The sequence below is a fragment of the Kitasatospora sp. NBC_00374 genome (assembly GCF_041434935.1).
In the GTDB taxonomy this organism is placed as follows: domain Bacteria; phylum Actinomycetota; class Actinomycetes; order Streptomycetales; family Streptomycetaceae; genus Kitasatospora.
Genome location: NZ_CP107964.1, coordinates 7,562,274 through 7,578,472 on the forward strand (window position 1 = coordinate 7,562,274; position 16,199 = coordinate 7,578,472).

General features: G+C 73.8%; 1 protein-coding gene. It reads left to right on the top strand.

Annotated elements, in window-relative coordinates; all coding sequences use genetic code 11:
• Positions 1-222 precede the first annotated feature (222 nt).
• Positions 223-16,173, top strand: a complete 15,951-nt coding sequence (locus OG871_RS33280; RefSeq protein WP_371501897.1) for an SDR family NAD(P)-dependent oxidoreductase — start codon at positions 223-225, stop codon at positions 16,171-16,173.
• Positions 16,174-16,199: the final 26 nt, after the last annotated feature.

Here is a 16,199-nt window from a genome sequence, read left to right on the forward strand (position 1 = left end):
GGCTAGGGGCCGGATAGGGGTTGAGAGCGCCCCGGCCGGACCATAATCTCGCACAGCGAAATGCAATAGGCGATCTGGCAGAAGCTCCTGGTGCCCGAAGTTGCCGACAACTTCGCCCGGGGGATTTCCACAGGCCATCGGCCGTTGCTGCGAATTTCCCGCCGGTGAGAATCCGTCAAAGTGACGCGAGCCGACTGGATGCGTTGAAGAGGTGGGCATTTAATGGCGAATGAAGAGACGCTTCGCGACTACCTCAAGTGGGTGACGGCCGATCTGGCCCAGACCCGCCAGCGGCTCCAGGAGGTGGAGGCGGCCGACCACGAGCCTGTGGCGATCATCGGTATGAGCTGCCGCTTCCCCGGGGACGTCGGATCCCCCGAGGAGCTGTGGCAGCTCGTCAGCGAAGGCCGGGACGCCGTCGACGGGTTCCCCGTCAACCGCGGCTGGGACCTCGACGCGATCTACCACCCGGACCCCGAACACCCGGGCACCTCGTACGTCGCCGAGGGCGGTTTCCTCCACGGCGCCACCGAGTTCGACCCCGGATTCTTCGGCATCTCGCCGCGCGAAGCGACGGCAATGGACCCGCAGCAGCGGCTGCTGCTCGAAACTTCCTGGGAGGCTTTCGAGCGGGCGGGTATCGACCCGGCCACGCTGCGCGGCAGCCGCACCGGTGTATTCGCCGGCGTGATCTACCACAACTACGCCGCCCGCCTGCACTCCGTGCCGGAGGGCGTCGAGGCGTTCCTGGGCACCGGCAGTTCGGCGAGCATCGCCTCCGGCCGGGTCGCCTACACACTGGCCCTCGAAGGCCCGGCGGTCACCATCGACACCGCCTGCTCCTCCTCGCTGGTCGCCCTGCACCTGGCCGTGCAGTCGCTGCGCAGCGGCGAGTCGACGCTCGCACTGGCCGGCGGTGTGACGGTGATGTCCACCCCCGAGGCGTTCGTCGACTTCAGCCGCCAGCGCGGCCTGGCCATGGACGGCCGCTGCAAGGCGTTCGCCGCCGGGGCCGACGGCACCGGCTGGGGCGAGGGCGTCGGCATGCTGCTGCTGGAGCGACTGTCGGACGCGCGCCGCAACGGGCACCCGGTGCTGGCCGTGGTGCGCGGCACCGCCGTCAACCAGGACGGCGCGTCCAACGGCCTGACCGCACCGAACGGCCCGTCGCAGCAGCGCGTGATCAAGCAGGCCCTGGAGAACGCCCGGCTGACGGCCCAGCAGGTCGACGCCGTCGAGGCGCACGGGACCGGCACCCGGCTCGGCGACCCGATCGAGGCCCAGGCGCTCATCGCCACGTACGGCCAGGACCGGCCCGACGGCCGGCCGCTGCTGCTCGGCTCGGTCAAGTCCAACCTCGCCCACACGCAGGCCGCGGCCGGGGTCGCGGGCGTCATCAAGATGGTCATGGCGATGCAGCACGGCGTGCTGCCCCGCACCCTCCATGCCGACCAGCCTTCGCCCCACGTCGACTGGGCGGCCGGCGCCGTCCGCGTCCTCGCCGAGGACACCCCGTGGCCGGAGACCGGCGAGCCGCGCCGTGCGGGCGTCTCCTCGTTCGGCTTCAGCGGCACCAACGCGCACGCCGTCCTGGAGCAGGCCCCGCCCACCGAGGCCGAGGAGAAGGTCGCCGACGGCGCGCCCGTCCCGGGCTCGGCCGTCCCGCTGCCGGTGGTGCTCTCCGGCCGCACGCCGGCGGCCCTGCAGGAGCAGGCCGGGCGGCTGGCCGAGCGCCTGGCGGCCGAGCCGGGCCTCGGTCTGACGGACGTCGGGCTGACGCTGGCGACGGCCCGGTCGGCGTTCGAGCACCGGGCGGTGCTGGTCGGCGACCGGGCGCAGGTGCTGGCGGGGCTGCAGGCCCTGGCGGCCGGCGGATCGTCGGTGGCCTCGGTGTCCGGCACCGCCGGGACGGCCGGTCGTACGGCGTTCCTGTTCGCGGGCCAGGGCAGTCAGCGGGCCGGCATGGGCGAGGAACTGTACGGCGCCCACCCGGTGTTCGCGAGGGCCTTCGACGCGGTGTGTGCGGAGTTGGATCCGCTGCTCGGGTGTTCGCTGCGCGAGGCGGTCGCGGATGCGGAGCTGATCGACGAGACGGGTTACACGCAGCCGGCGCTGTTCGCGTTGGAGGTGGCGCTGTTCCGTCTCGTCGAGTCGTGGGGTGTGCGGCCGGATTTCCTGGCCGGGCATTCGATCGGTGAGCTGGCCGCCGCGCACGTCGCGGGCGTGCTGTCGCTGGCGGACGCGGCGAAGCTGGTGGCGGCACGCGGACGGCTGATGCAGGCGCTGCCGCGCGGCGGCGCCATGGTCGCCGTGCAGGCGACCGAAGGCGAGGTGGAGCCGCTGCTCGCCGAGGGCGTCGGCATAGCCGCCGTCAACGGGCCCACGTCGGTGGTGATTTCGGGAGCCGAGGACGCCGTCCTGGCCGTTGCCGGGCACCTTGAGGCCGAGGGGCGCAGGACGAAGCGGCTGACGGTGAGCCATGCGTTCCATTCGCCGTTGATGGACGGAATGCTGGACGAGTTCCGTTCGGTGGCTTCGGAGTTGACGTTCCAGTCGCCGCGGATCCCGATCGTCTCCACTCTCACCGGTGCCCTGGCGTCCGACGAGCTGACCGATCCCGAGTACTGGGTGCGGCATGTCCGTGAGGCGGTCCGTTTCGCCGACGCCGTTCAGGTGCTGGAGGGCGAAGGCGTCCGGACGTTCCTGGAGTTGGGGCCGGACGGGACGCTGACCGCGATGGCGCAGCAGTGTCTCGCCGAGGACACCGACGCCACCCTCGCCCCTGCCCTGCGCCGGGACCGCCCCGAAGCCCTGAGCTTCACCACCGCCCTCGCCCGGCTGCACGTACGCGGCGCCAGGCTCGACTGGCAGTCCGTCTTCGCCGGCACCGGCGCCCGCTGCGTCGACCTCCCCACCTACGCCTTCCAGCGTGAGGCGTACTGGATCGACCGCACCGGGCCCGCCGTCGGGGACGCCCGGGCCATCGGTCTCGGATCGGCCGACCATCCACTGCTGGGTGCGGCGGTGGCGCTCGCCGACAGCGACGGGTTCTTCTTCTCCGGCCGGCTCTCCCTGCAGACCCACCCCTGGCTCGCCGACCACGCGGTCGGCGGCAGCGTCCTCCTGCCGGGCACGGCCTTCGTGGAACTCGCCGTCCGGGCCGGTGACCACGTCGGGTGCGACCGGCTCGACGAGCTGACCCTGGAAGCCCCGCTGGTGCTGCCCGAGCGAGGCGGCGTCCAGGTCCAGCTGTGGGTCGGGCGCCCGGACGAATCGGGGTCGCGTCCGATGTCCGTCCACTCCCGCGGGGAGGACGCCGACGACGGCGAACCGTGGATTCGACACGCGGACGGCCTGCTGTCCGCCTCCACGGGCACCGACCGAGCGGCCGGCCCCGCCGCCGGGCCCTGGCCGCCCGCCGACGCGACGCCGGTGGACCTGACCGGCTTCTACGACACCCTCGCTGCCGCCGACTTCGGCTACGGGCCGACCTTCCGAGGCCTGAACGCCGCCTGGGTGCGGGGCGACGAGGTCTTCGCCGAGGTTGCGCTGCCGGAGCAGGCGGCGGACACCGCCGCGGCCTTCGGACTGCACCCGGCCCTGCTGGACGCGGCGCTGCACGCGACCGCGCTCGCCATGCCGTCGGACGGCGACCGGTCCGCCACCGGCGGCCGGGGCCGCCTGCCGTTCTCCTGGAACGGCGTGACCCTGCACGCGGTGGGCGCGGCCGTGCTGCGGGTCCGGATCACCCCCACCGGCCCCGAGTCGGTCTCGCTGACGGCGGCCGACGCCACGGGCGCACCGGTCGCCTCGGTCGAGACCCTGATGCTTCGGCCGGTCACCGCCGACCGCATCGGCGACGGCACCCGGCCCACCGCCGGGCACGACGCGCTGTTCGCCGTCGAGTGGACCGACATACCTCTGCCCGCCCAGGCGGACGGCACCGCCGAGCGCCACACCGTGGTCGGCGCGGACGGCCTCGGACTCGCCGCGGCGCTCCTCGCCGCCGGTCACGCCGTCGACACCCCGCCGACCCTGGCCGCCCTCGCGGCCCGCCTCGAAACCGACCGCCAGGCCCCGGCCACCGTCTACCTGCCGCTCGGCTCCACCGGCCTCCGGCCGTCGGCCGAAGCCGTGCGGACGGCCGTCCGGGAGGCGCTGGCGCTGGTGCAGGAGTGGCTGGAGCGGGACGCGTTCGCGGACTCGCGTCTTGTGGTGGTGACGCGTGGTGCGAGCACGGCCGAGGACCTGGCCGGTGCCGCGGTCTGGGGTCTGCTGCGTTCGGCGCAGTCGGAGAATCCGGGTCGGATCGTGTTGGTGGATCTGGACGACGATGCGGAGTCGTCGCGGGCGCTGGCGCGGGTGGTGGAGTGTGGTGAGCCGCAGGTGGCGTTGCGTGCCGGTGTGGCGGTCGCGCCGAGGCTGGCGCGGGTGGCCTCGGACGGTGGCGTGCTTCCTGCGTTGGACCCCGAGGGCACGGTGCTGGTCACGGGTGCGACGGGCACGTTGGGGGCGCTGTTCAGCCGTCATCTGGTGACGGAGTACGGCGCTCGTCGTCTGCTGCTGGTCTCGCGTCGTGGTGCGCAGGCCGAGGGTGCGGACGAGCTGGCCGCGGAGCTGGTCAGGTTGGGTGCGGAAGTGACGTTCGCCGCGTGCGACGTGGCCGATCGTGTGGCGTTGGCGCGGGTGTTGGAGGGTGTGGAGCTCACCGCCGTGGTGCATACGGCGGGTGTGCTGGACGACGGCGTCGTGGCGTCGCTGACACCGGAGCGGCTGGAGGCGGTGCTGCGTCCGAAGGTGGACGCGGCGTGGAACCTGCACGAGCTGACCGCCGGCCACGACCTGGCCGCGTTCGTGCTGTTCTCGTCCGCGGCCGGTGTGTTCGGCGCGGCGGGGCAGGCGAACTACGCGGCTGCCAACGCCTTCCTGGACGCCTTGGCCGAGCACCGCCGGGAGGCCGGTCTGCCCGCGACCTCGCTCGCCTGGGGCCTCTGGGCGGGCGGCATGGCCGACACCCTCGACGACGGCGACGTCCAGCGGATGGCCCGCGGCGGCGTGGCACCCCTCACCGCCGACCTCGGCCTCGCCCTGTTCGACGCCGCGCTCGCCCGGGACACCGCCGCCCTCGTGCCGATCCGGCTCGACCTCGCAGGCCTGCGGGTCCAGGCGCGGGTCGGCCGGCTGCCGGCCGTGCTGCGCGGGCTGGTCCGTACGCCCGGCCGCCGTGCGGCCGAGAGCGCCGCCGCCTCCGCCGCCGGGTCCTCGCTGCTGCAGCGCCTGCTCGGCCTCACCGAGGAGGAGCAGCAGCGCGAACTCCTCGACCTGGTACGCACCCAGGTCGCCCACGTGCTCGGCCACGCCGGTCCGTACGCGGTCGACCCGGTGAAGGCGTTCCGTGAGACCGGCTTCGACTCGCTGACCTCGGTCGAGCTGCGCAACCGCCTGAACGCCGCCACGGGTGTCCGCCTGCCCGCCACCGTCGTCTTCGACTACCCGACCCCGACCGCCGTCGCCGCGTACCTGCTGACCGAGGCGCTCGGCCTGCGCGACGCCGTCGCCGAGCGTGCGCCCGTGCTCGCGGCGGTCGCCGACGACCCGATCGTCATCGTCGGCATGGCCTGCCGCTACCCGGGCGGCGTCCGATCACCGGAGGACCTCTGGACGATGGTCGCCGGCGGGACGGACGGCATCTCCTCGTTCCCCACCGATCGCGGCTGGGACGTCGAGAACCTCTACCACCCCGACCCGGACCACCCCGGCACCTCCTACACCCGCGAGGGCGGGTTCCTGCACAACGCGAGCGAGTTCGACGCCGCCTTCTTCGGCATCTCGCCGCGCGAGGCGCTGGCCATGGACCCGCAGCAGCGACTGCTGCTCGAAGCCTCCTGGGAGGCGTTCGAGCGGGCCGGCATCGACCCGGAGTCCGTGCGCGGCAGCCGGACCGGTGTCTTCGCGGGCGTCATGTACCACGACTACATCTCCCGTCTGCCGGCCATTCCCCCCGGCGTCGAGGGCTACCTCGGCACCGGCAGCTCGGGCAGCATCGCGTCCGGTCGCGTCGCCTACGTCCTGGGCCTGGAGGGCCCGGCGGTCACCGTCGACACCGCCTGCTCGTCCTCGCTGGTCGCCCTGCACTGGGCGATCCAGGCACTGCGCACCGGAGAGTGCGACCTCGCCCTCGCCGGCGGCGTCACCGTGATGTCCACGCCCGACACCTTCGTCGACTTCAGCCGTCAGCGCGGCCTGGCCGCCGACGGCCGCTGCAAGTCCTTCTCGGACGACGCCGACGGCACCGGCTGGGCCGAAGGCGTCGGCATGCTCCTGGTGGAGCGGCTGTCGGACGCCCGCCGCAACGGCCACCCCGTGCTCGGCATCGTGCGCGGCTCGGCGATCAACCAGGACGGCGCGTCCAACGGCCTCACCGCCCCCAACGGGCCGTCCCAGCAGCGCGTGATCCGCCAGGCGCTCGCCTCGGCGGGCCTGGCGGCCGACGAGGTCGACGCGGTGGAGGCGCACGGCACCGGCACCACGCTCGGCGACCCGATCGAGGCGCAGGCCCTGCTCGCCACGTACGGGCGGGAGCACACCGACGAACAGCCGCTGTGGCTCGGCTCGGTGAAGTCAAACCTCGGCCACACCCAGGCCGCGGCCGGTGTCGCCGGCATCATCAAGATGGTGCTCGCCATGCAGCACGGCCTGCTCCCGCAGACCCTGCACGTCGGTGAACCCTCCACCCACGTCGACTGGGCCGAGGGTGCCGTCGAACTCCTCACCGAGGCCCGTCCCTGGCCGGAGACCGGACGTCCCCGCCGGGCCGGTGTGTCCTCGTTCGGCGTCAGCGGCACCAACGCCCACACCATCATCGAGCAGCCGCCCGCACCGCCCGCACCGCCCGCACCGGCCACCCCGGCGGACGGCCGGCCCCGGACGGCGCCGCTCCCGCTCGTCCTGTCCGCGAAGAGCCCCGAGGCACTGCGCGCCCAGGCCGCCCGACTCGCCGAACACCTCAAGGCGCGGCCGGACGGTTCGCCCGTCGACCTCGCCTACTCGTTGGCCACCACCAGGACCGCGTTCGAGTACCGGGCCGTGCTGCCCACCGCCGAACCCGAGCGGATGGTCGCGGATCTGGCGTCGTACACCGGCCTCGTCGAGGGCCTCGCCGGGACGGTGGGGCGTACGGCCTTCCTGTTCACGGGGCAGGGGAGCCAGCGGGCGGGAATGGGAGAGGAGCTCTACACGTCCCACGCCGTGTTCGCGGAGGCCTTCGACGCGGTGTGTGCGGAGTTGGATCCGCTGCTCGGGTGTTCGCTGCGCGAGGCGGTCGCGGATGCGGAGCTGATCGACGAGACGGGTTACACGCAGCCGGCGCTGTTCGCGTTGGAGGTGGCGCTGTTCCGGTTGGTGGAGTCGTGGGGTGTGCGGCCGGACTTCCTGGCCGGGCATTCGATCGGTGAGCTGGCCGCCGCGCACGTCGCGGGTGTGCTGTCGCTGGCGGATGCGGCGAGGCTGGTGGCGGCCCGGGGCCGGTTGATGCAGGCGCTGCCGCGCGACGGCGCGATGGTGGCGGTGCAGGCGACCGAGGGCGAGGTGGAACCGCTGCTGACCGCGGGCGCCGGCATCGCGGCCGTCAACGGGCCTTCCTCCGTGGTGATTTCAGGAGCCGAGGACGCCGTGCTGCGGGTGGCCGAGGGGCTGGCGGCGCAGGGTCGCAAGACCAGGCGGCTGACGGTGAGCCACGCGTTCCACTCGCCGTTGATGGACGGGATGCTGGACGAGTTCCGTTCGGTGGCTTCGGAGTTGACGTTCCAGTCGCCCCGGATCCCGATCGTCTCCACTCTCACCGGTGCCCTGGCTTCCGACGAGCTGACCGATCCCGAGTACTGGGTGCGGCATGTCCGCGAGGCGGTCCGTTTCGCCGACGCGGTCGGGGTGCTGGAGGGCGAAGGGGTCCGGACGTTCCTGGAGTTGGGCCCGGACGGGACGCTGACCGCGATGGCGCAGCGGTGCCTCGCCGAGGACACCGACGCCGCGCTCACCCCTGCCCTGCGCCGGGACCGCCCCGAAGCCCTGAGCTTCACCACCGCCCTCGCCCGGCTGCACGTGCGCGGTGCCAGGCTCGACTGGCAGGCCGTCTTCGCCGGCACCGGCGCCCGCCGTGTCGACCTCCCCAGCTACGCCTTCCAGTACGAACGCTACTGGCTGGAGGCACCCCCGCTCCTGGTCGGTGACGCGGCCGCCGCTCGGCTCGGTGTCGACCTGGCGGAGCACCCCCTGCTCGGCGCCTTCGTGGGTCTGGCCGACGGCGACGGCGTCCTGTTCACCGGCCGGCTCGCACTGGACGCGCAGCCGTGGCTGGCGGATCACGCCGTGGCGGACAGCGTGCTGCTGCCGGGTACGGCCTTCGTCGAGCTGGCGGTGCGTGCGGGTGACCAGGTCGGGTGCGGTCTGGTCGAGGAGCTGACGTTGGAGGCGCCGCTGGTGCTTCCGGCGCGTGGCGGTGTGCAGGTCCAGGTGTCCGTGGGTGTGCCGGACGCGGCCGGACGCCGCCCGGTCGCGGTGTTCTCGCGGGTCGAGGACGCGTCCTTGGACGCTCCGTGGTCCCGCCATGCGGCCGGCGTCCTGTCGTCGGCCGCCGCGCCTGCGGGCCCCTCGCTGACCGAGTGGCCACCGGCGGGTGCCGAGGCGCTCTCGGTGGACGGCGTGTACGAGGCGTTCGCCGGAGCGGGCTTCGCCTACGGGCCGGTGTTCCAGGGCCTGCGGGCGGCCTGGCGCCGGGACGGCGAGGTGTTCGCCGAGGTTGCGCTGCCGGAGGAGGCGCGCGCGGAGGCCGAGTACTTCGGGCTGCACCCCGCCCTGCTGGACGCCGCGCTGCACGCCGTGGGCGTCGGTGGACTGCTGGCAGAGGCCGACGGGGGCAGGTTGCCGTTCGTGTGGTCAGGAGTGGCCCTGCACGCGGCCGGTGCGGGCGAGTTGCGGGTGCGGATCACCGCGGCGGGCGCCGACGCGGTGTCGCTGACGCTCGCGGACGCCACCGGTCAGCCGGTGGCCGTGATCGAGTCGCTGGCGCTGCGCGCCTTCGCCGCCGAGCAGTTGGCCGCCCCGGATGGGCACGAGTCTCTGTTCCGCCCCGAGTGGACGCCCGTCTCCCTGCCGACCTCGGGACCGACGGGGTCGATCGGTGTGTTGGGCGCGGACGACCTGGGCCTGCCGGGCGCGGTGCGATTCACGGACCTGGCCGCAGCGGCCGACAGCGGTGCGGTGCCGGCCACGCTGGTGTGCCCGGTCGTCACCGCGAGCGGGCCCGATCTGGTGGCTGCCACGCACGAGGCCGTCCGGGCGGCGCTGTCGCTGGTGCAGGAGTGGCTGGAGCGGGACGCGTTCGCGGACTCCCGTCTCGTCGTGGTGACGCGTGGTGCGACGACCGCGGCTGATCTGCCGGCCGCGGCCGTGCACGGTCTGCTGCGTTCGGCGCAGTCGGAGAATCCGGGTCGGATCGTGTTGGTCGATCTGGACGACGATCCGGAGTCGTCGCGGGCGCTGGCGCGGGTGGTGGAGTGCGGTGAGCCGCAGGTGGCGTTGCGTGCCGGTGTGGCGGTCGCGCCGAGGCTGGCGCGGGTGGCCTCGGGCGGTGGCGTGCGTCCTGCGTTGGACCCCGAGGGTACGGTGCTGGTCACCGGCGCGACGGGCACACTGGGCATGCTGTTCAGCCGTCATCTGGTGACGGAGTACGGCGCTCGTCGTCTGCTGCTGGTCTCGCGTCGTGGTGCGCAGGCCGAGGGCGCGGACGAACTGGCCGCAGAGCTCGGCAGGTTGGGCGCGGAAGTGACGTTCGCCGCGTGCGACGTGGCCGATCGTGTGGCGTTGGCGCGGGTGTTGGAGGGTGTGGAGCTCACCGCCGTGGTGCATACGGCGGGTGTGCTGGACGACGGCGTCGTGGCGTCGCTGACCCCGGAGCGGCTGGAGGCGGTGCTGCGGCCGAAGGTGGACGCGGCGTGGAACCTGCACGAGTTGACCGCCGGTCACGATCTGGCGGCGTTCGTGCTGTTCTCGTCTGCGGCCGGGGTGTTCGGTGCGGCGGGGCAGGCGAACTACGCGGCTGCCAACGCCTTCCTGGACGCCTTGGCCGAGCGCCGCCGGGCGGCGGGTCTGCCCGCGACCTCGCTCGCCTGGGGCCTGTGGGCCGAGGACGGCGGGATGGCCGCCGCACTCGTCCGTTCCGACGTGGAGCGGATGGCCCGCGGCGGTGTCGTCGCGCTGAGCGCCGACGACGGTCTGCTGCTGTTCGACGCCTCCCTGGCGGCCGCCGAACCCGTACTCGTCCCGATCCAGCTGGACCTGACCGGACTGCGGGCCCAGGCGGGCTCCGGTCTGCTGCCGCCGATGCTGCGCGGGCTGGTGCGGGTGCCGATGCGGAGGGCGGCCGCCGAGAGCGGCAGCGCAGGCGGGTCGGCGCTCGCGGACCGGCTGGCGGCGCTGGGCGAGGCCGAGCGGACGACCGCCCTGCTCGACCTGGTACGCGCCGAGGTCGCCGCGGTCCTGGGCTACCCGGACGCCTCGGCCGTGGACACGGGCCGGGCCTTCAAGGAGCTGGGCTTCGACTCGCTGACGGCGGTCGAGCTGCGCAACCGCCTCAACGGCGTCACCGGCCTGCGGCTGCCGGCCACCCTGGTCTTCGACTATCCGAGCCCGGCCGTCCTCGCCGACCAGCTCCGTACCGAGCTCCTGGGCGCGCTGCCCACCGCCGCTCTCGCGCCCGCGGCGCCGGCCGGGCCGGACGACGAGCCGATCGCGATCGTCGGCATGGCCTGCCGGTTCCCCGGCGGGGTGGACTCGCCGGAGGACCTCTGGCGACTGGTCGCGGACGGCCGCGACGCGGTGTCCTTCTTCCCGGAGGACCGCGGCTGGGACGTCGAGAACCTCTACCACCCGGACCCCGACCACCAGGGCACCTCATACGCCCGCGAGGGCGGCTTCCTGCACGACGCGGGCCTCTTCGACCCGGGCTTCTTCGGGATCTCGCCGCGTGAGGCGATGTCGATGGACCCGCAGCAGCGGCTGCTGCTGGAGACCTCGTGGGAGGCGTTCGAGCGGGCCGGGATCGACCCGGTCACCCTGCGCGGCAGCCGGACCGGTGTCTTCGTCGGGGTGATGTACAACGACTACGGCATGCTGCTCCAGCAGTCCGCCGAGGGCGCCGAAGGCCATGTGGGCACGGGCACCTCGGGCAGCGTCGCCTCGGGCCGGGTGTCGTACACGCTCGGCCTGGAGGGCCCGGCGATGACGATCGACACCGCCTGCTCGTCCTCGCTGGTGGCGCTGCACCTGGCCTGCCAGTCGCTGCGGCAGGGCGAATCGACGCTCGCCCTGGCGGGCGGTGTGACGGTGATGCTGACGCCCAGCACCTTCGTGGAGTTCAGCCGCCAGCGCGGGCTGGCGGCGGACGGGCGCTGCAAGGCGTTCTCCGAGGACGCGGACGGCACGGGCTGGGGCGAGGGCGTCGGCATGCTCCTGGTGGAGCGGCTGTCGGACGCCCGCCGCAACGGGCACCGGGTCCTGGGCATCGTGCGCGGCAGCGCCGTCAACCAGGACGGCGCGTCGAACGGGCTCACCGCGCCCAACGGGCCGTCCCAGCAGCGCGTCATCCAGCAGGCGCTGGCCAACGCCCGGCTGTCGGCCGGCGAGGTCGACGCGGTCGAGGCGCACGGCACCGGGACACGGCTCGGCGACCCGATCGAGGCGCAGGCCCTGCTCGCCACCTACGGCCGCGCCCACACCGACGAACAGCCGCTCTGGCTCGGCTCGGTGAAGTCCAACCTCGGCCACACCCAGGCAGCCGCCGGCGCGGCCGGCGTGATCAAGATGGTCATGGCGATGCGGCACGGCACGCTTCCGAAGAGCCTGCACGTCGGCGAGCCGTCCTCGCACGTCGACTGGTCGGCGGGCGCGGTCGAACTGCTCGCCGACGCCCGCGACTGGCCGGAGAACGACCGTCCGCGGCGCTCAGCCGTCTCCTCCTTCGGGTTCAGCGGCACCAACGCGCACATCATCCTGGAGCAGGCACCCGCCGAGGAGCCGGCCCCTGAGCCGGGCAACACCCCGGGTCTCCTGGTGCCGCTGGTTCTGTCGGGCCGCACCGCGGAAGCCCTGCGCGGGCAGGCCTCCCGCCTGCGGGAGTTCCTGCTGGCGGGCCCCGAGACGAACATGCCGGAGCTTGGCCGGTCGCTCGCGACGGCACGGTCCGCCTTCGAGCACCGGGCCGCCGTGGCGGCGGACGACCCGGCGGGCCTGCATGCCGCCCTGGCTGCCCTCGCCAACGGCGAGTCCACCGCCCGGACGGTGACGGGCACGGTGACCGGTGGTCGTACGGCGTTCCTGTTCGCGGGGCAGGGGAGTCAGCGGGCGGGGATGGGGGAGGAGCTGTACGGCGCTTTCCCGGTGTTCGCGGCGGCGTTCGACGCGGTGTGTGCGGAGTTGGATCCGCTGCTCGGGCGTTCGCTGCGCGCGGCGATCGCTGACACCGACCTGATCGACGAGACGGGTTACACGCAGCCGGCGTTGTTCGCGTTGGAGGTGGCGCTGTTCCGGTTGGTCGAGTCGTGGGGTGTGCGGCCGGATTTCCTGGCCGGGCACTCGATCGGTGAGTTGGCTGCCGCGCATGTGGCGGGTGTGTTGTCGCTGGCGGACGCGGCGAAGCTGGTGGCGGCGCGTGGGCGTCTGATGCAGGCGTTGCCGCGTGGTGGTGCGATGGTGGCGGTGGAGGCCGCGGAGGCGGAGGTGCTGCCGTTGCTGACCGGGGGTGTCGGTGTCGCTGCTGTCAACGGGCCTGTGTCGGTGGTGATTTCGGGTGTCGAGCGGGCTGTTCTGGAGGTTGCGGAGAAGCTGGCGGCGGATGGTCGCCGGACGAAGCGGCTGGCGGTGAGCCATGCGTTCCATTCGCCGTTGATGGACGGGATGCTGGACGAGTTCCGTTCGGTGGCTTCGGAGTTGACGTTCGAGGCGCCGAGGATCCCGATCGTCTCCACTCTCACCGGTGCCCTGGCGTCGGACGAGCTGACGGATCCCGAGTACTGGGTGCGGCATGTCCGTGAGGCGGTCCGTTTCGCTGACGCGGTCGGGGTGCTGGAGGGCGAAGGGGTCCGGACGTTCCTGGAGTTGGGGCCGGACGGGACGCTGACCGCGATGGCGCAGCAGTGTCTCGCCGAGGACACCGACGCCACCCTCACCGCGACCCTGCGCCGGGACCGGCCCGAAGCCCTGAGCTTCACCACCGCCCTCGCCCGGCTGCACGTGCGCGGTGCCAGGCTCGACTGGCAGGCCGTCTTCGCCGGCACCGGCGCCCGCCGCGTCGACCTCCCCACCTACGCCTTCCAGCAGGACAACTACTGGCCGCGGGTCCGCCCCGGCCTGGTCGGTGACGTGGTGTCCGCCGGTCTCGGCGCCGCCGATCATCCGCTGCTGGGCGCCTCGCTGGCGCTCGCGGACGCCGAAGGTCACCTGTTCACCGGGCGGCTGGCGCTGGACGCCCACCCCTGGCTGGCGGACCACGCCGTGGCGGGCAGTGTGCTGCTGCCGGGAACGGCCTTTGTGGAACTGGCCGTTCGGGCCGGTGACCAGGTGGGCTGCGACGCGCTGGAGGAGCTGACGCTGGAGGCGCCGCTGGTCGTCCCCGAGAAGGGTGCGGTGCAGCTCCAGGTGTCGGTCGGGGGTCCCGGGGAATCGGGTCGCCGAACCGTCACCCTGCACTCGCGGGCCGAGGACGCGGCGCCCGACGAGCCCTGGACGCGGCACGCGACGGGTCTGCTGGCGGAGTCCGCGGCCGGTGGCGGCGAGTCGCTGACGCAGTGGCCGCCGACGGGCGCGGAGCAGGTTCCCGTGGGCGAGGTGTACGACACCTTCGCGGCTGCCGGCTTCGCGTACGGCCCGGTGTTCCGGGGGCTGCGGGCAGCCTGGCGGCGTGGCACCGAGGTGTTCGCCGAGGTCGCGCTGCCGGAGGAGGTGCGGGCGCAGGCCGGACTGTTCGGTCTGCACCCCGCGCTGCTGGACGCCGCGCTGCACACGGTGGCCCTCGGCGGGTTGCTGGAGGACACCGGCCAGGGCCGACTGCCGTTCGCCTGGTCGGACGTGACCCTGCACGCGGCCGGCGTGGGCGAGCTGCGCATCCGGATGACTGCCACCGGCGCCGACACGGTCTCCCTCGTGGTCGCCGACGCCTCGGGCGCGCCCGTCGCGACGGTCGGTTCGCTGGTGCTGCGGGCCTTCTCGGCGGAGCAGTTGGCGGCCACCGGCGGCCACGAGTCGCTGTTCCGCCCCGAGTGGACGCCGGTGACGCTGCCCTCGACCGTGCCGACCGGGACGATCGGTGTGCTGGGCGGCGACGGCCTCGGCCTGGCCGGTGCGATCGGGTTCACGGACCTGGCGGACGTGGCCGAAGGCGGTGTCGTCCCCAACCTGCTGGTGCTGCCGGTCGCCCACTCCGGCGGGCCGGACCTGGCTTCGGCCACCCGCACCGCCGTTCGGGACGCCCTGGCGTTCGTGCAGGAGTGGCTGTCGCAGGACGCGTTCGAGGACTCCCGACTCGTCGTGGTGACCCGGAGGGCCGCCGCAGGGGATCTCCCGGCAGCGGCCGTCCGGGGCCTGCTCAGGTCGGCGCAGTCGGAGAACCCGGGCCGGATCACCCTGGTCGACCTGGACGGCGACCCGGCCTCGCTGCGGGCGCTGCCGTACGCGCTCGGCAGCGACGAACCGCAGCTCGCCCTGCACTCGGGCAACGCCACCGCGCTGCGCCTGGCGCGGGTCGGCGTCCCGGCCGCCGCGGTGGACGGAGTTCGGCCGGTGGACGGTCTGCGGGCGTTGGACCCGGAGGGGACGGTGCTGCTGACGGGTGCGACGGGCTCGTTGGGTGGGGTGGTCGCGCGTCATCTGGTGACGGAGTACGGCGCTCGTCGTCTGCTGCTGGTCTCGCGTCGGGGTCAGCAGGCCCCGGGCGCGGCGGACTTGGTGGCCGACCTGCGGGCGCTGGGCGCGGACGCACGGTTCGCCGCGTGCGACGTGGCGGACCGTGTGGCGTTGGCGCGGGTGTTGGAGGGTGTGGAGCTCACCGCCGTGGTGCATACGGCGGGTGTGCTGGACGACGGCGTCGTGGCGTCGCTGACCCCGGAGCGGCTGGACACCGTGCTGCGGCCGAAGGTGGACGCGGCGTGGAACCTGCACGACTTGACCGCCGGCCACGACCTGGCGGCGTTCGTGCTGTTCTCGTCCGCGGCCGGGGTGTTCGGCGCGGCCGGGCAGGCCAACTATGCGGCTGCCAACGCCTTCCTGGACGCCTTGGCCGAGTACCGTCGGGCGGCCGGTCTGCCCGCGACCTCGCTCGCCTGGGGCCTGTGGGCGGGCGGCATGGCCGACACCCTCGACGACGGCGACGTCCGGCGGATGGCCCACGGCGGTGTGCAGGCGCTCTCCTCGGCCGACGGCCTCGCACTGCTCGATGCCGCGGGCGACCTCGACGAAGCCGTCCTGGTACCGATCCGCCTCGACCTCGCCGGGCTCCGCGCCCAGGCCGAGACGGGCCTGCTGCCGCCGGTGCTGCGGGGCCTGGTCCGGGTGACCGCCCGGAGGGCCGCAGGGTCCGCCGGTACGGCCGACGGCGGCCTCGCGCTGGCACAGCGGCTGGTGGGCGTGCCGGAGGCGGACCGCGAGGCGGTGCTGCTGGACCTGGTGTGCTCGGAGGTGGCCGGTGTCCTCGGCTATCCCGGCGCCTCGTCCGTGGACGCCGGCCGGGCGTTCAAGGACCTCGGCTTCGACTCGCTGACGGCCGTCGAGCTGCGCAACCGCCTCAACGGGGCCACCGGCCTGCGGCTGCCGGCGACCCTGGTCTTCGACTACCCGACCCCGGCGGCCCTGGTGGACCTGCTGCGGGCGGAGACCGTGCCGGACCCGGCAGCGGCCGTGGTGCCGCTGCTGGCCGAGCTGGACCGGCTGGAGGCCGCCCTGCTGGAGACGCCGGCGGACGACGAGGGCCACCTGCGCGTCGCCAACCGCATCCAGTCGCTGCTCGCCAGGTGGAACGACCAGCAGGCCGCCCGGGCCGAGAGCGCAGCCGTCGCCGAGGAACTGGAGGAGGCCACCGATGACGACCTCTTCGACTTCATCGGCAAGGAATTCGGCATCTCCTGACCGCACCGCCACCGCCCGACCTTCTG